This window comes from Paraflavitalea sp. CAU 1676 (assembly GCF_029223285.1).
Lineage (GTDB): Bacteria > Bacteroidota > Bacteroidia > Chitinophagales > Chitinophagaceae > Paraflavitalea.
This window is the reverse complement of sequence record NZ_JARHUJ010000013.1, coordinates 85,887-103,859: the sequence shown is the minus strand read 5'-3', so window position 1 is coordinate 103,859 and position 17,973 is coordinate 85,887. Positions and strand designations below refer to the sequence as shown.

General features: G+C 49.7%; 13 protein-coding genes. 7 read left to right on the top strand and 6 right to left on the bottom strand.

Annotated features, from left to right (window positions below; all coding sequences use genetic code 11):
- Positions 1 to 262: 262 nt before the first annotated feature.
- A complete protein-coding gene (locus P2H89_RS33980; RefSeq protein ID WP_275835766.1) occupies positions 263 to 1,159 on the top strand; it encodes a hypothetical protein in 897 nt (298 codons plus the stop codon).
- 377 nt (positions 1,160 to 1,536) lie between these two features.
- Entirely contained in the window at positions 1,537 to 1,779 is a 243-nt protein-coding gene (locus tag P2H89_RS33975; protein WP_275835764.1) for a hypothetical protein, read from the top strand.
- Between the two features lie 51 nt (positions 1,780 to 1,830).
- Here P2H89_RS33975 and P2H89_RS33970 read toward each other — a convergent pair whose 3' ends face one another.
- The 3 genes from P2H89_RS33970 to P2H89_RS33960 all read right to left on the bottom strand — a co-directional run bounded on the left by P2H89_RS33970 (position 1,831) and on the right by P2H89_RS33960 (position 5,314).
- Complete coding sequence (locus P2H89_RS33970) at positions 1,831 to 3,327, bottom strand: TlpA disulfide reductase family protein (protein WP_275835762.1); 1,497 nt, start codon at positions 3,325 to 3,327, stop codon at positions 1,831 to 1,833.
- A 116-nt stretch (positions 3,328 to 3,443) separates the two neighbouring features.
- Positions 3,444 to 4,511: a T9SS type A sorting domain-containing protein gene (locus tag P2H89_RS33965; RefSeq protein WP_275835760.1), complete on the bottom strand. Its 1,068-nt coding sequence runs from the start codon at positions 4,509 to 4,511 to the stop codon at positions 3,444 to 3,446.
- A 428-nt stretch (positions 4,512 to 4,939) separates the two neighbouring features.
- Positions 4,940 to 5,314 carry a hypothetical protein gene (locus tag P2H89_RS33960; RefSeq protein ID WP_275835758.1) on the bottom strand — a complete coding sequence of 125 codons (375 nt, stop codon included), beginning with the start codon at positions 5,312 to 5,314 and terminating at the stop codon, positions 4,940 to 4,942.
- A gap of 242 nt (positions 5,315 to 5,556) precedes the next feature.
- On the opposite strand from P2H89_RS33960, the gene P2H89_RS33955 reads away from it, so the two are divergent.
- From P2H89_RS33955 to P2H89_RS33935, 5 genes are all read left to right on the top strand, one after another.
- Complete coding sequence (locus tag P2H89_RS33955) at positions 5,557 to 5,958, top strand: hypothetical protein (RefSeq protein WP_275835756.1); 402 nt, start codon at positions 5,557 to 5,559, stop codon at positions 5,956 to 5,958.
- A gap of 63 nt (positions 5,959 to 6,021) precedes the next feature.
- Positions 6,022 to 10,347: a CusA/CzcA family heavy metal efflux RND transporter gene (locus tag P2H89_RS33950; RefSeq protein WP_275835754.1), complete on the top strand. Its 4,326-nt coding sequence runs from the start codon at positions 6,022 to 6,024 to the stop codon at positions 10,345 to 10,347.
- A gap of 2 nt (positions 10,348 to 10,349) precedes the next feature.
- Complete coding sequence (locus P2H89_RS33945; RefSeq protein WP_275835752.1) at positions 10,350 to 11,492, top strand: efflux RND transporter periplasmic adaptor subunit; 1,143 nt, start codon at positions 10,350 to 10,352, stop codon at positions 11,490 to 11,492.
- 71 nt (positions 11,493 to 11,563) lie between these two features.
- Positions 11,564 to 12,475: an AraC family transcriptional regulator gene (locus P2H89_RS33940; protein WP_275835750.1), complete on the top strand. Its 912-nt coding sequence runs from the start codon at positions 11,564 to 11,566 to the stop codon at positions 12,473 to 12,475.
- 235 nt (positions 12,476 to 12,710) lie between these two features.
- Positions 12,711 to 14,315 carry an alpha-L-fucosidase gene (locus P2H89_RS33935; protein WP_275835748.1) on the top strand — a complete coding sequence of 535 codons (1,605 nt, stop codon included), beginning with the start codon at positions 12,711 to 12,713 and terminating at the stop codon, positions 14,313 to 14,315.
- Between the two features lie 147 nt (positions 14,316 to 14,462).
- On the opposite strand, the gene P2H89_RS33930 is transcribed toward P2H89_RS33935, so the two are convergent.
- From P2H89_RS33930 to P2H89_RS33920, 3 genes are all read right to left on the bottom strand, one after another.
- Entirely contained in the window at positions 14,463 to 15,959 is a 1,497-nt protein-coding gene (locus P2H89_RS33930) for a tail fiber domain-containing protein (protein ID WP_275835746.1), read from the bottom strand.
- A 33-nt stretch (positions 15,960 to 15,992) separates the two neighbouring features.
- On the bottom strand, positions 15,993 to 17,000 hold the full coding sequence (locus P2H89_RS33925; RefSeq protein ID WP_275835744.1) for a T9SS type A sorting domain-containing protein: 1,008 nt from the start codon (positions 16,998 to 17,000) through the stop codon (positions 15,993 to 15,995).
- A 448-nt stretch (positions 17,001 to 17,448) separates the two neighbouring features.
- Positions 17,449 to 17,931, bottom strand: a complete 483-nt coding sequence (locus tag P2H89_RS33920; protein WP_275835742.1) for a hypothetical protein — start codon at positions 17,929 to 17,931, stop codon at positions 17,449 to 17,451.
- Between the last annotated feature and the right edge of the window lie 42 nt (positions 17,932 to 17,973).

The window sequence follows — 17,973 nt, the reverse complement described above, 5'->3', positions numbered from 1 at the left end:
CGAAAAAAGTAATTATAACTTCCATCTACCATAATAAAAGGGATCCTGCAAAAAAATATCGCAAGTAGTAAAAATTGAAGCCTGAGATAAAATCAGGCTTTTTTTGTTGGCCTTCCCGGATACAGCTTTTTTTGCGTTTACCTGATTTTTCCCAATACTAAACCCATTTTAACAAAGAGCCGGGTATTCCGCCGCTAAAAGGATAGGGTAGATTAAATTGCTGTTACAATCACCACTTTCCAACAGCATTTACCCATCCAGCATGAAACCAACATCTCTCCTCATAGCCGGTACATTTTTGTCCCTTTCGGCTCACGCGCAGACGCCCTCCGGCGATGGCAGCCTGATCGTCTCTTACAGCAAGTATGTGATCAGCACGCCGCCCGATAGCCTGCGCCTCGATACCGGTTTCTATAAGAAATACACCGACGCCTACGGTATCCCTGTCGTTTCGAGCACCAACGTGTCCGATGAAGCGGTGCTTGTAGCCCGGGATATCGTCAACTACATGTTGTTAAAGCGGCCGGATGTACGCACCGTGCTGATCAAACGGGGAGCCCGGTTGTCGATCATTGCCAAAGCAGAAATGCAAACCGACCTGCCTGAATGCCGCGACTGGAAGAAACCCACCAAAGACGACCGGCGTTTAACACCCAGCGAGCGGGAGAATTACGATAAGCCTGGTGGCATCGCATCCATGACCGATCGCCAGTACTGGAACCAGCGGGCTCGCGGCATGGGTGGCATCAAAACCTCCTGCGCCGAAGAGAACCTGCTCGGCATCCCCGGCACCCGGTATTTTGGCGAGAACATTACTGTGCATGAGTTCAGCCACAACATTATGGGCGCGCTGGTGTCGATCGATACGGCCTTTCGCAGTGCACTGAGACTGGCTTATGAAACCGCAAAAACCAAAGGACTGTACAAAGGTCAATACGCCATCAACACCATGGAGGAATATTGGGCCGAAGGCACCCAGTGGTGGTTCTGGTCTAACTACGAATTTTATGACGGCACACAACGCATTCAAACACCCGACGACCTGAAGCAGTACGATCCCGTGCTCTATGCTCTATTGGAGAAGGTATATCCAGGCAATCATATCCCCATGGACGTTTATCATGGTCGAAACCTCAATTCGCCGGCGCGGAGAAAATAATCGCCGGCAAAAAGAAAACCACCATCCATTCCGCCGGCAACGATGCATTTTATAAATTATTTAACGGCGTCAGCCCATTCATGGTACCGGCAACCAGCGCATTGCCCACGAATAATAATTATGTTTGCCGCCTCCAAATGCGGTCAGACATGCCCTTAAGAATAATTGCTCCCCAACTGCTTTCCTTAGCAATAGCGTTAGGATTATCCTATCAGACTTCGAATGCCCAACATGGAATGAGGCGATTCGTAAAAAGTCTTTCCAATGACAGCTTACGCTTTAATCAAGTACTCGCGCTGGTCCCTATCTCTAATAAGGAACCCAAATTATCAATACACCTGCCTTGTATTGATACTAAATCTGTTAATGTCGATTCAATGATCACCCGGTACGGCAGAAAACGGTTGATGAAAAGGCTGGTTCGCCTCTTGTCCGACACCACCCGCGATTGGTATGCCAATATATTATTGTATTCATTTCCCACAGCAACGGGTTGCTCATTCACTGCAATCAGGAACAGACGGGAATGGATTAAATGGAGCAAGGAGGAAGATGTAAAATACTGGCGTGATCAGCTAAGGAATGACAAAGCCCCTTCCAAAGAAAATCCCAACCTTTAAGAAGTGTTTTTAATTACCGGTACGCAACAATGAACAATTAAGTGTCTCATCTCACAAAGCCGCCTCAATTTGTTTGATAAGCTTGGCGCGGTTCATGGGATAACCGGCTTGGGACAATTCAAAGCTGCCGTCTTTTTTGATGATGATATAGGAAGGATAGCCACTCATCTTTGTTACCTTATTGATATCTGCTGTTAACTCCTGACTGGCCAGGATGTGGGTGCCTTCGAGATTATAGTAGGGGATCAGGTCTTTCCATCTGGTTTCATTGCCCAGGTCATAATTGGCCACATAGAGAAAAACAACACCTTTCCCTTTGAAGTAATCCTTAAGCGCTTGGCTATGCTGATCGAGCTCCTTGCGACAGGGACCACACCAGGTACCCCACATGTCCAGCAAGACCGTCTTTCCTTTTACAAGCTGCTTTAATTCACCAAACGTCTTATAGCTTGTGCTGTTAGGCACGATGATCATCTTCTCATTATACCATCGCCGGAACTTTTCGCGAATGGGCGCCAATCTGGGCTCAAGAAATGGCTGATACGTACTGACAGGCCAGTTAGCCGTGAAATTGTTGTAGATCTTTACCAGGTTATCCTCCTTTTCACCGACCGCTTCATGCATCATGTGCACATAAGCGAATTCCTTTACAGATCCATTGAAAGACCGCTTGATGATCTTTTCCGTCAGCAGATTTTCCATATCCGCCAGCAATGCCTTGCCGCTATCATGCTCGTCGTAGCACCAATCTTTACGAAATTCTTCAGGATCTGTACTCATTTGATCCCACAATTCTTCTTTATATCGCAACAGATAAGTAGTGAGGAAATGAGTATAATGAGGGGAGACCAGAGCGAAATAATCGGTCATCGTAGTGCGCTTCATGATGCTATCGAGTGCACGATCCCACACAGGTTTGAGGGTAGGATAATTCGGCAGATCCCTGAGATAAAACTTGTGGTTGCCCAGGTAGTCGCAAAATACATCCGGAATAAAATAGGCCAGATCGGCCTTGCGGGCATTTACATAACTAAGGGAAGGACGATGTTTGGCAAAATAGGAGCGTAAAGCGGCGCTATCCTTGCTGTACGCAGCCCGCAGATCAGCCAGTATCCGACCGGGTAGTGTGTCTTTTTCATAGAGGTCAGTGTTAAATGCAAGTCTCTCTTTGACATCCTGATTATTGTTGCTGCCCCGGCCAGTAACGATATATCCTTTCTTCGAGCCAGTATCCTGCCAGATAACCGACAGATGATCACCAGGCATCACAAAGAGGGTGGCCTGTGGCAATCCTTTTACAGAAAGTCGCATGTATACCGACGTATTGACTTCAAATGAAAATGTTGCTTTTCCCGCCAACAGCGGCGTGTCGATATTCCAAAACCAATCACTCCACGCATGCCTGTAAGTCTCTACCTCATTAGGAACAAAAAGCATGGCGCTGGTAGTCTTTTTGCTGACAGGTACGGATACCGTGATGGTGGTTTGCTGTGCATAAGAACAAAACGCGGAAACGAAAACCAATAGGAGTAAACTTACAAACTTCATAAGCGTCAGGTTATAGGATGATAAACATGGCGGGAAAAAGCCATGCGCACACGAATTTAATTCCGGATATCCTCCCGAATTTTTCCTGCCGCCTAAATTATAGTTAAAACGTGGTATTATCGCACCACCACAAACCGGACACTCGCCCCATCGGCGCGAAACCAGTACATACCAGGCTGCAACTTTGAAACATCGACCCGGTTCTGGTAAATACCCCTTTGTACTAGTCTGCCGTAGGTATCGCAGATAGTATAAGCTGTATTGGGTGCCAGCTGTTTTAGTACAATCGCATCCTTTGCCGGATTTGGATAAACTACAATGCCGCCCGCACCCTGACGGCCGGCCAATGATACGGTAACAATATTACTTACCACCGATTGGCCATCGAAGTCACGCTGTTTAACTCTGTAATAATAACGCCCGGGCGCCGGTTCGTTGCATTTATACTGATAGGCAATGGGAACCTGGCTATTGCCCAAAGCGGCCTTGCTTGCCAGAAAACCAGAAACCTCCCAGTGCGCAGCATCTGAACTCCTTTCAATAAAAAAACCCTCGTTATTTTGCTCCAGATAGGTTTGCCATGTCAGTGACACCTGTTGGTTCTTTACAGCGCCTTTGATCCCCGACCACCATACCGGGAGCGTCCCTGAGTCATCGGTCGTTATCACCGTATCCAGGCAAGGCAGGTTGATGTGCAACGTGGCGCTGTCATAAGCCAGTGCCGATAATACAGCTGCCGTACTATACGACTTGTTGACGACCAGCCCCAACGCACTGGCCGATGCATTGTAAGTAGGATTGTTTTGAGAGGCCAGGCCACCAGCGCCACCTGTCTGCACCGGCACGTTGCCTACATTATTTGTGAGCGACTGGGGACTTAGATTCGTATTCTTTGAAAATACCGCGATGTCGTAGGTAAAGAAATTGCCCGGCGGTAGCGTCGAATTGGCAAATACATTTTGGTAAGACACATACGCTTCGAAAGACAGTGACCCGGTAGTGCCATCATCGAAATAGATATTGGTCACCTTTATCGAGTCGAGCCTGACAGTGATGGCTATTTCATAGGTGTAGGCACATCCGGCCGGACTGTATACCGTTGGAAAATGATACACCTGCGCCTGCGCGGTACCGAATGCCCCCAGCACCCAGTACCAGAGTAAGGACAATGGTATTGTTTTCATAGTTATGTCCCTGAGGGTTTTACCCAAATGGACACCCGCCAACGTCTAAAACCGCCAGCTTTCCCTTTAAAAAAGGGTAACATTTATGAATCCTGGCAATGATTGGGTAAATACAACTACAAATTGCCGGATGTTTGAGGCACTATTAACTGCAAGCGCAATGCTACTTGATGTCAAAATTCTTTCACTCCAGGCAACTATTTGAACATTACGGTTCCTCTTAGTTCCGCGGAGTTGGCAACAGCCATAACTTGCCGCACCAGGGATACCTGGTCAAAGTAGGGTTGTTAAATTATTATAAGACCATATTCGTCAAAATATGGCGTCATCATATGGATCAGCAAAACGCATTTTTCTCATGTGCAGTTATAGCACGTCAGGGCCTTGTTTTCACAGGGCCTTCTCTTTTTCAATAAACAGCGGCGAACTCATTTCTTCTTCATCTTATTCTCAAATTGCAGGGTCATTTGCCGCATATCATGGATCATCCAGCGATACCAGCCATCACTGGCCCATTCGATGCTATCGGGCCAGGTTTGGAAAATATAAGCCTTGAGTTCCTGACACAACTTGTCGGCTTCTTCTTTCGAACTGCATTCCATGTATTGATGCCCTGCCTCCCCATTAGGCTGAAACTTTACCGGCAGCTCACTGGTGAATTGTCCCCAGAAATGCAACACCTTGCCCGTTGCCGGCTGAGGGCCTTTTACGTTGGCAGAATACATTTTATCGGCAATACGAACGGAGGTGTGGTGCTCCTGCGCCAGGTGTTTGAAAATGGTAAATTCTTTTAGTTCACTCATGATTTGGTATCCTTCATTAAAATCGTTTAATGCAGAAGCATACCGGAACTTGTAATGCCGGCTATCTTCCGCTATATGAGCGTAATCTATAGCAACGTCCGCAAGAGCGCAAAGCAAGCGCCCATTTCCTGCCCGAACCAGCTAATTTCCTCACCGAATAGGGTTATCCGCAAGTATTTCTCCCGTTCGCCGTCTATACAATTTCTTTTCAATCAAACTGATCCTGATTACCTTTGCCCACGTTGAAACGATCTGCGACGATCATATTATTGGTTATTTCCATTATTTCCGGCACTGAGCTGCGGGAGATATTGAAGTTCCCTGTGCTCCTCCAGCATTTCCAGGAGCATAAACAACTCGACGACAAGATCACCTTCGTTCGGTTCCTGATCGACCATTACAACGATGTGCCGCATACCGATAACGATGAAGAGCGCGACAATCAACTTCCCTTCAAAAAAATTGACTTTAATATCCAGGCAAGTCCCGTACTTCCGGACAACTTCTACGTCGACCTCCGCAAGCCGGTGCAGCCCGCATCCCCCAATGTATTTTTCCCCAAGAACGATACCCTCATCCCTTCTGCCAACGTCAACAATATCTGGCAGCCTCCCAAAGCCGGCAACTTCTCCACCGTTGCATAAGGCCTGATCACACTGCTGGTCGGTCAATTCCACTTATACAAATCGTTCAAATTCTCTTACTGCATGTTGAACCGAATTATCGGGTTTTCCGTGAGGAATAAACTCGTCATTGCGCTATCGACCATCGCATTGATCATCTATGGCATTTTCGAACTGTTCAAACTGCCCGTAGATGCCGTGCCGGACATTACCAACAACCAGGTGCAGATCATTACCGTTGCGCCATCCTACGGTGCTACCGATATCGAGCGCCTCGTTACCTTTCCCGTAGAGCAAAGCAGCTCCAATATTGCCGGCATGGCCGAGATCCGTAGTTACAGCCGCTTTGGCCTCTCACTCGTTACCCTCGTGTTCGACGACGACGTCGATATTTACTGGGCCCGCCAACAGGTGTCCGAGCGCCTTGCCGTGATCCAGTCCTCCATCCCCGAAGGCATAGGGAAGCCTGAAATGGGGCCCATCTCTACGGGACTGGGTGAAATATACCAGTATGTAGTAAAGCCGAAAAAAGGCTACGAAAACCGCTACGACATCACTGAACTGCGTACCCTGCAGGACTGGATCGTTCGCCGCCAGCTGCTGGGCGTTAAAGGCGTGGCAGAAGTGAGCAGCTTTGGTGGTAAACTGAAACAATACCAGGTAGCCATTACCCCGGCAAAACTGCAGGCCCATGGGCTTACCATCGCCGATGTGTTCAACGCCCTTGAAAACAACAATGAGAACACCGGCGGCTCCTATATCGAAAAGCAGGCTACGGTCTTATACATCCGCAGTGAAGGCCTTATCGGCAGCCAGGACGATATCGGCAATACCGTCATCAGGAACCTTCCAAATGGTACGCCGCTGCTGATCCGTGATGTGGCCGACGTAACCATCGGTTCAGCTACCCGCTATGGCGCCCTGACCTATAACAACGAAGGGGAAGTTTCCGGCGCCATCGTGATGATGCTGAAAGGCGCCAACAGCAATGTCGTTATCAAAGACATCAAAAACAAGATTGAGGAAATCCAACAATCCCTGCCCGAAGGTGTCGTGATAGAACCCTTCCTCGACCGCACCAATATGGTGAGCAATGCCATCGATACTGTACAAACCAACCTGCTCGAAGGCGCGCTCATCGTCGTGTTTGTTTTGGTGATCTTCCTCGGCAACCTGCGCGCCGGTCTGCTGGTGGCATCGGTGATACCACTGTCGATGCTGTTTGCTGTGATCATGATGAACCTGTTTGGCGTAAGCGGCAACCTGATGAGCCTCGGCGCCCTTGACTTTGGCCTCATCGTAGACGGCGCCGTCATTATCGTAGAAGCCGTGATGCATCAGCTCAGTCACAGTAAAAAATTTGCCGGCCTAAACCTGCTCAACCGGCAGCAGATGGACCATGAGGTAAAAAGTGCTTCGTCCAAAATGATGAACAGTGCCGTATTTGGACAGATCATCATCCTCATCGTTTACCTGCCCATCTTCAGCTTGCAGGGTATTGAAGGCAAAATGTTCAAGCCGATGGCGCAAACGGTCGCCTTTGCGCTCCTGGGCGCCTTTATCCTCTCGCTCACCTATATTCCCATGATGAGCAGCCTGGTATTGAGCAGAAAGCTCGCCACAAAAGCCAACCTGGCCGACCGCATTATGGCGCGGATAGAAACCTTGTATAAACGGCTGCTCACCCGGGCACTCCAAATACCGCGCATCATCGTGGGTACCGTCATACTGTTGTTTGTAACATCGGTATTCATCTTATCGCGCCTCGGCGGCGAATTCATCCCTTCTATCGAAGAGGGCGACTTTGCCGTGGAAACACGCGTACTGTCGGGCAGCAACCTGCATACCACCATCGACCATGTGCAACAGGTAGCCGGCATTCTGAAAAGCCGCTTCCCTGAAGTAAAACACATCGTTACCAAGATCGGCAGCAGCGAAGTGCCCACCGAACCTCTACCGATGGATATGGGCGATATGATCATCAACCTCAAGCCTAAAAAAGAATGGACCTCTGCCAGCTCTTTCGAAGAACTGGCCGATAAAATGGGCGCCGCGGCTGCAGAAGTGCCCGGCGTTACCACGAGCTTTCAGTTCCCGGTACAGATGCGCTTCAATGAACTCATGACAGGCGCCCGTCAGGATGTAGTGTGCAAGATATTCGGGGAGAACCTGGACACGCTGAGCCTCTACGCCAAACAACTGGGTAATATTGTTAAAACAGTCGAAGGCGCTACTGAGCTTTATGTAGAACAGATTACCGGTACGCAGCAGATCGTGATCAAATACAACCGGGCCGCCCTGGCGCAATATGGATTGCAGATCGGCGACATCAACCGCAACGTGAATGCGGCATTTGCGGGACAGAGCGCAGGCCAGGTGTTTGAAGGCGAAAAACGATTCGAACTGGTGGTGCGGCTTCAGCAGGAACGTCGCACAGATATCAGCGATGTTCAAAATCTGCTGATCCGCACGCCGATGGGTACACAGATCCCTTTATACCAGGTGGCGAAGGTGGAACTGGTCGATAGTCCGAGCCAGATACAACGCGAAGATACCCGCCGGAGGATACTGGTAGGTTTCAATGTGAGTGGCCGTGATGTGGAAAGCATCGTGAAAGAATTGCAGCAACGGGTGTCCGCCTCCATCAAACTGCCGGCCGGTTATTCCATCGGTTATGGCGGATCGTTCGAGAACCTCAATGAAGCCAAAGCGCGTTTATCCGTAGCAGTGCCGGTTGCGCTCATACTCATCTTCCTGCTACTGTATTTCGCTTTCAACTCCATTAAATACGGATTGCTCATCTATACGGCGATCCCACTCTCGGCCATCGGGGGTATATTCCTGCTAGCCCTGCGGGGCATGCCATTCAGCATCAGCGCCGGGGTAGGCTTTATCGCGTTGTTTGGTATAGCCGTTCTCAATGGCATCGTATTGGTGGCCGAATTCAATCGCATCAAACAGCAGGGCGAAACAGATCTGAAGCGATTGGTGTTGCGCGGTACCGTAACCCGCTTGAGGCCTGTATTGATGACAGCCTGCGTGGCCTCCCTGGGCTTTTTGCCCATGGCCCTCAGCAATGGGGCAGGGGCCTCCGTACAAAGGCCGCTGGCCACCGTTGTCATCGGCGGACTCCTCATCGCCACCCTGCTCACCTTGTTCGTATTGCCCATCCTTTATATCGCTTTTGAAAAGGGTATCCGGGTATCACGCAAAAAGGTAGCTACCGTCGCCGCTTTGCTGGCCATTACGCTTTCCTCCACAGCCCAGGAAAAGATCGGACTGAAAGAAGCACTCGATAGTGCCGTGGTCAATAACCTACAAGTGCAGAACAGGCGGCTGCGTGCCACGCAGGCAAAAGAACTCATCAAAACAGCCACCAACCTGCCCAAGACTTCGGTCAATGTGGAATATGGCAAATTCAATAGTCCGTATACCGACAACCGTGTATCCATCGTGCAGGGATTCAGTTTGCCCGGCGTGTACAACCGGCAAAAGAACCTACTGAGCGAAGAATGGAAAGCGAAGCTGGTGGAAACAGAACTCCAGGAGGCCGATATCCGGAAGATCACAACGGTTATCTTCTATGAGCTCCTGCTGATCGACAAAAAGGAAGCATTGCTGCAGCAGATGGACAGCAGTTTCAGCGCCTTCCTGCGGGTGGCCGCTTTACGGCTGAAAGCCGGCGAAACCAATATGCTGGAGAAAGCCAGTGCCGAAAACCAGCTAATTCAGCTGCGTATATTGCAGAAACAGCTATTGCAGGAAAAAGCGACGCTGCGCCAGCAATTCATGTTATTGCTGAATACCCCGAATCTTCGCTATCCGCAATCATCCTCCATCAAAGCCGAATCCATCCTCACGGACAGCAGCAGCCTGAAGGATCATCCGGCACTCCGCTGGTACCGGCAACAGGAGAAGACCGCCGAGGCAGCGATACGTGTAGAGCAGTCAAAGCTTTTCCCGGAGTTTAGTGCTGGTTATAATAACCTGAGCATCCGCGACGGCATCAAATACGGAACGGCCGACAGGTTTCAATCTGTTCAGCTCGGTATTGAACTACCCTTGTTTACCAGTGCTCAAAAGGCGAAAATAAGATCTGCACAAACCGCCCTCAGCATTTCCCGCAATGAAATGGAATACCGGTCGAAGGCATTGCAGGCAGAGTATGCCGGAGCCCTGAGCCAGGTAGAGCAATACCGCAACATAGTGGCCGACTTTGAACAAGGCGCCCTCCGCAATGCACAGGACATCACCAATACCCTCAATAAGCAATTGCAGGGTGGCGAGATCAATTACCTCGAATGGACCGTGCTCAACCAGCAGTCGCTCCAAACGCAGCTGAGCTACCTCGAAGCGATCATGAACCTCAACAACAGCATCATTCACCTGAACTATCTTTTATCCAAATAATTATGAACAGCAGGAATATCATCTATTGCACCCTGGTCTTATTCATTAGCATCACCCTGTTGGGTTGTGGCGGCCAGGCTACGCCACCAGCGGCCCCTACAGCAGCTCCCGCCGACGAAGACCTCGTAACACTCTCGGCTGAGCAAGTCACGAACAGTCGCCTGCAAACGGGCCAACTTAGCCGCCAGGCGATGAGCGGTACGCTCAGGCTCAGCGGACAAATAGACGTACCGCCGCAAAACCTGATGTCGATCAGTACGCCCCTGGGCGGATACCTCAAGACCACCAACATGCTACCCGGCACCCATGTGCAAAAAGGGCAACTACTGGCGGTGATGGAAGACCCGCAATACATTCAGCTGCAGCAGGATTATCTCCTGGTAAGAAACAAGCTCAATTATGCGCAGAAGGAGTACGACCGGCAGCGGGAGCTCAACAGCAGCAAGGCCAGCAGCGATAAAGTGTTGCAGCAGGCAGAAAGCGAATACCGCAACCTCAGCATAGAAAGCAAAGCACTGGCGGCGAAGTTGAGTCTGCTGGCCATCAACGCAGAACGCCTCACGGAAAACAATATCTCCAAAACCATCAATATCCATTCGCCCATCAGCGGGTACATCAGCAAGGTGAACGTGAACATTGGCAAGTATGTAACGCCTTCCGACGTGATCTTTGAGCTGGTGAACCCAGCCGATATTCACCTCAACCTCACGGTATATGAAAAAGACCTGGCCCAACTGGAAATCGGACAGCAGGCGCTTGCCTTCACCAATGCACGGCCTAATGAGCGGTACGAGACAAAGATCATCCTCGTAAGTCACTCACTGAACGAGAACCGCAGCACTGAGGTGCATTGCCATTTTGAGCGGTACGATAAAAGCCTGGTGCCGGGTATGTTCATGAACGCAGAGATCCGCCTCCGGGACCGTGAAGAAAATGTATTACCCGATGCGGCCATCGTCAATTTCGAAAACAAAGACTATATATTCGTTCAGGAAGCTGAACGCAGTTACCGCCTCACACCAGTAGAAAAAGGAGCCACCGCTAATGGCGCAACGGTGGTCGTATCAAAAGGTCTGGAAGGAAAAACGATCGTCACCACCGGCGCTTATTCCCTGCTAATGCACCTGAAGAATAAAGCGGAGTAAGGTGTTTTAACCGCCGGGCCAACTTTTTTCCAAATAGTTGTGCTATATTACCATCGCTTGAATATTGCTATATGAAACCTGTATTGCGTCAAATAACCGCAACGCCCGATCATTCCTTCCTGGTGCGCAAGGATACCGGCAGCGAAATGGTCAACAACTGGCACTACCATCCCGAAGTAGAACTCCTCTATATTAAAAGGAGTTCCGGCACCTGGATGATCGGCGATCATATCGGCCACTTCAACAGTGGCGACGTGGTGATGATCGGTTCGCTGCTGCCGCATTGCTTCCGGCATGAGTACGATTATGTATTGCAAAAGGAAGAAGCGGCCGGCGAAAGCATCTGTGTCAAGTTTATGCCCGAATCGCTGGGTGAACCCTTCCTGTCGCTGCCAGAAACGAAGGTCATCCGCGACCTGCTCGCCCGCAGCAACAATGGCTTGCGGATCAGTGGTAAAACCAAACAGCATATCGGCGCCATGATCGACAAAATGGTTGCCGCCACGCCAGCCCGGCGTTTGGTGTACCTGCTTACCATGCTCGAAGAGATCGCCGCGTCCCGCGATTACAGTCCGCTATCATCGACCGGCTTTATGCAAACCGCCGGCAACGGAGAAAAAGACAGGATCAAAAAAGTATTTGAATTCACCTTCAATAATTACCGCAACAAGATCACCATCGAAGAAGTAGCGGCGCTTGTCAATATGACCCGCCAGTCATTTTGCCGCTACTTTAAAAGCAAGACTAACAAAACCTATGTACGATTCCTGATGGAAGTGCGGATAGGCTATGCGTGTCGCCTCCTGGTAGAGGACGAGAAGAACGTATCGGAGATCTGTTATGAAAGCGGTTACGGAAACCTATCTCACTTCATTCACCAGTTCAAACTCATCACCCGCAAAAAGCCGTTGGAGTACAAAAAGGAATACCTGCGCGCCGAACTGGCCGCATTACCCGACCCCATGGCCACCATGGTAATATAGCATAGTTTTTTGACCGGAAACTGTCACGGACTTTTTCTGCTTCTAAGTAGGTTTACAGCGCTAAGCTTGTTTTTTGCCAGCAGCACCAACGCTGCTGGTCATTGTTCACTTTTTGCTACAGTGACGCTATATGAAAGCATTCCTTCCAGGATGGCTAACGGCCATCGTATGCTCCACGCAGCCAATTGCAGCAACAACAGCTGTCAAGTATTCCTAACCTCCATTATTTACAAAGATGCCTGTTACCAGAAGATATCTTTTAAAGAATCTGTCCTTAAGTATTGGCGCATTGCCATTGGCGCCCTCCGTATTTGGCAACACGAATAGCAGCCACAACGATCTTCCTGCCATCCAGCCTGGTCCATTTACCGGCAGCCGCGCATCCTTGCGCAAGTACCAGATACCCGACTGGTTCAGGGATGCCAAATTCGGTATCTGGGCACATTGGGGTCCGCAATCGGCCATAGAGGCCGGCGACTGGTATGCCCGCAACATGTACCTTGAAGGATCCAGACAATACAAATACCATGTAGAGCGCTATGGCCATCCTTCGAAGTTTGGTTTCAAGGATACCATACCTGCCTGGAAAGCCGAAAATTTCGATGCCGATTACCTGATGAGCCTATACAAAAAGGCGGGGGCAAAATATTTCATGGCCCTCGGCGTGCACCACGACAATTTCGATCTATGGAATTCGAAGCACAATAAATGGAACTCGGTAAAGATGGGACCACGCAAAGACATCGTGGGCCAGTTCCGCAACGCAGCCCGTAAACACGACCTGCGCTTTGGCATCAGCGATCACTTATGGGTTACCTACAAATGGTTCTCCAGCAGCAAGGGCAGTGATCAGCAAGGTCCCTTTGCCGGCGTACCCTACGATGGCGCCAATCCGGCCAACTTTGATCTCTATGGTACCTGTGAGGAAGTCTTCAACAAACGGCTCGACTGGAATGAGAATGGCATTCCCGATAGCTGGAAGAAACACTGGTTCAGCCGCATCAAAGACCTGGTTGATCAATACGAACCCGATCTATTGTATTGCGATGGTCACATGCCTTTTGAAGAGTATGGATTGAATATGCTCGCGCACCTGTATAACAAAAGTGCAGCCAAACATGGCGGTCTCACACAGGCCGTGTATACGAGCAAGCGCGCAGAAGATACGATGGCCGGCTCGGGCATCTGTGTGTTTGATGTTGAGCGGGGCGTTGTCGATAATATCTGGCCGCTGGCCTGGCAAACCGATACCTGCATCGGCGACTGGCACTACAACAAAGAAAGGGTAGGGCACTACAAATCGGCAAAAACAGTGGTTGACCTGCTGGTGGATATTGTAAGCCGCAATGGCAACCTTATGTTGAGCATACCCTTGCCTGCCAGCGGTATGCCCGATGCGGACGAACTGGCCGTACTGGAAGGCATTAGGCAATGGATGGCCGTAAACAGCGAAGGTATCTATGGCACCAGGCCCTGGAAGATATTCGGTGATGGCCCCCGCACGGCTGTTACCAAAAACGACAAAGAAGTCAACTCGGCCCAGCAGTTCAACGAAAGGAACCGCAAAGATTTCACCCACGAAGATGTGCGCTTCACTACCAAAGGGAATACGCTGTATGCTTTCTTTATGGGCTGGCCGCAGGGCGAATCACACATCACCATCAAGGCTTTGGGAACGCAAAGTGCACACGCTACCGGCACCATTGAAAAAGTGGAAATGCTGGGCCGCGGCAGTCTCGTGTTTACCCGCGATGAGCAGGGATTGAAAGTAATGTTGCCCGCAGAGTCGCCAAGCCGCCACGCCTGCACTTTAAAGATCTCCGGCAATAACCTTATTTAAGACAGAGCTATCGGCTTTAATAACAACCTGTAATTGAAGTTTCTTTCATAATATCAATAGTTAGTTAATCAGCAGCAGTCCATCGGCCCCATATTCCTATGGGGCCCTACTGCATTGAAAAAACGGAAGCCGTGAACAACAATCGTTTTAGCGCAACTTTGACTTAATCAGCTCCAACTCCTTCTTCATCTCGTCAAGTAACTTCGCCTGTTCATCCAACTTTTTGGTCTGACCATCGATGATCGCCTGCTGCTCCTGCACAGCCTTTACCAACGGCACCACAAAGGTGGAATATTCAAGCGTATAATGATCCTGCTCATTTTCGGGTATGTGCACGCCGCTGAATTGGTATCCAATACTGGCAGCAGCCTTTTCGACTTGCTGTGCGCTGAAACCTGTCTGGCGCACCTGTTCCTTGGCCTCCACCGCTTTCGCAAAAGTGGCATCCTGCATCAGGGCTCCGGCCCGCTTGCCATAGAGGTGCTGGTTTAACCCGGCCACATCCATGTGATAGGTGATCGGCTTCAGCTGCATAACAAAATCCAACCCATGCTCCTCTGGTTCAATATCTTTCTTAAAGCGAACATCACTGAGGTTACTCCAGGCAGCATACCCACCAATGGTAACTACCGCCGCATTGCCGATACGCACCGTATTATCGGCTGTAGGAGCAGCCCGGTAGCCAATGGCTGTTGTGTTGGACAACCCGGGAGCGTTGGGTCCGGCCTCAACCCCCACGGCTGTATTGTAATTACCTGTTTGTAAGTCGAAAAGGGAGTGCTGTCCAACCCCCGTATTATTGCTACCCGAATTTATGCCTATCCCGGCCCCCTGACCTACTATGGTGTTGCCTGTTCCAATAGTGCAGGAAGGCAAGGTCTGATAACCCACAGCCGTATTCTGGCCACCTGTAGTATTATTAGTAAGCGCCAGGCCACCAACAGCCGTATTAAAGCCAGCGGTCGTTGTACTACGAAGTGCCAGATAACCCAGGGCAGTATTATCCGTACCAGTAGTAGTAGCTGTCAGGGCCGCGTAACCGATAGCTGTATTATCATCACCTGTACTGTTAGACAATGCAAACGTTCCAAACGCCGAATTATAACTACCTGTATTATTCAAACGCATCGCTTCATAACCCACGGCCGAATTGAAACGTCCGGAGGTATTTGTCCTGAGTGCATTGTAGCCAAAGGCTATGTTATGGGTGCCTGTATTATTAAAACCGGCTGAATAGCCAAAAGAAGTTATAGAGTTTACGGCAGAACTCAGGTAACCTGCCAATCCACCTTCCACCTTAAAAGATAATGGTTTTGCATCGGTAGTACCGATGAAATCAGCACTGCTGGTACCGCCATTCCCCGACAGGCTCCAACCGGAAACGCCACCCAGTTGCGCCCACGCAGTTCCGTTATAGTAATAATAACCGGCAGTTCCATCTGTTTGATATACCATCAAACCCGTGGCAGGCGATGTAATGGCCGTTCGTTGTGCCTGCGACATTCTCGGCATCAGGAGGCCTTTATTGGTAGAGGAAATATCCAGTTGAGCACTGGTATGGGGCGTTGCAGTTCCGATGCCCACCTGGGCGCTGGCAACCTGAAAGCAGCATAATAAACCTACGGAGGCTACGATGTTTTTCATAAAATGAATTGTAATGGATATTGTATGTTGGAATTACTTTTTAATAAATGACTGGTTGCAAATAGCACCATTAGAAAGCCGCGCAACTAACCGGTACTGGCCTGCCGGCAGGCGCCCTAAATCCAGCACACAAACACTTGTACCATTCGCCGGCTTGGAAAGCACAAGGCTGCCATCCAAGCTATACACTTTAACCGATAACATTTTTAACTGATGGGCATCGACTACCACATAATGGCCCGCAGGATTTGGGTATAGATTGACGTCAGCAGGCATACCAACGGCACTTACAGAAACCACTTTGGAATAGGTGAAGCGGCTGTTAATATCAACCTGTTTAATGCGGTAATAGGTAAGGGCCTGCGTAACCGTCGCATCGTCGAGGTTATAGTCATGTGCGCCCGCTGTGTTATAGGCTTCGATCCTTGAACCGGTGGTGTGCCAATCGCTGGTGGAGGTACGCTTTTCTACTTCAAAATAGCTGATGCTGCTCTCGTCGTAGGTTTGCCATTTCACCAATGCCCCTGCACCTTTTCTGTTGGCCGTCACATCACCCCAGGTCAACGGCAAGGTGGCCATGGCATCGGCCAGGGTAAACTCATCCAGGTTTACGTTGCTGAGGCCAGTGGTTCGCACGTAATTATTGGTTCCATCTCTGGTAATACCTGTAGTAAATGCACCCCAGGCGGTTCCGTTGTGAACGTTCAGGGTCAGACTACCTTCCGGGATGCCATTAAGTTCACTGTCGTTATAGTAAATGGTAATGCTGCCGCTAAAGGCATTGACGGTGCCGGCGAGTTTAAAGGCGCGCCCGATATAAGTGCCGGAAGCTCCATGCGAGAGGGAGGTATTACGGGCAATGCTATTACTACCGTTGATGGTGAAGTCTGAGGAAGGTTGCAATACGATGCCGTCAACAGACATCATGTTACTACTCTTGATCAGGAGGGAAGTACCGCTACTGACGGTCAGGCCCGACTGTGCCTGACAAAATATTGCAGGGCATGCGGTGAGGCAAGCGAACAGGAAATTGGATTTCATTGGAGTAAATGAGGTTTGGCGGCTCATTTGCACAAGGATAATATACTTTTTGCGGGCCGCTAACAGGTTCGGTATCAACCGGCCATTTTGCAGCATAAATCCTCTTCCCCGGCGTATGAAGTATGGTAAAAATGCGACAGACCGACATATTTGACGCCCCAATGGCACAAACGGGCATCTCAGCCAATAACAGCCTCTTCTTTCGACCTTACGGACGCCGCCCAGGTAGGCCAGCTCCTCATTGGTGGCAAAAGTTTGTGCGAGGTTAAGGTTGCCGGCATTGAGGGTTTCCCAATCCGGGGCACTGTACAGCCAGGCGGCATTGAACTCATTAAAATGGGGGTAAAATAAGCTTCATATGATGCAGTTACGGTAGTCACGTCAATGACTACCGTAAAATACTGCATACTAATTAAACTTCCTGTTAATTCGGGTGAAACTTGTTACCTCACTCAAAAGCATAATCCGTATCAAAATCGCCAGAGAATTCGGGCTGTTGGCCGGCCGGTTGGAAATGCAATCCAAAGCAAGGCTCTTCTTCGTCGTTCCAATAACTATAAATAGTGAGCTTATGCCAGCCTTCAGGAATAGTAAACCGCAAGCCCGTATCGTCTTTGATGGAAGACAAATTGGTCAGATAGCCAATTCCGATGATACGCACCAGGCCGGCAGGGGCGTGGAAGATCCAGCCGTCAGACCTCACCAGGTAGTTCGGCGGTTCGGCATCCAATATTTCAAAACCATAATCGTCCGGATCGACGTTTACAACAGGCAGGGCAATACCCTGGCGGGTAATGAGATCGCCATGATTCGAGGTATAGAAATACGACAATACATCTTTCTTCCTAAGCCGGTTTTCTTTCAAATAATTCACCAACATGGCAGGTTCATAAATGGCAAAGCCATTCAATTCGGCAAATAACTTTTCCATGACTGTTACTGATTATTCAGATATCTGGCTTTAATGACCTCC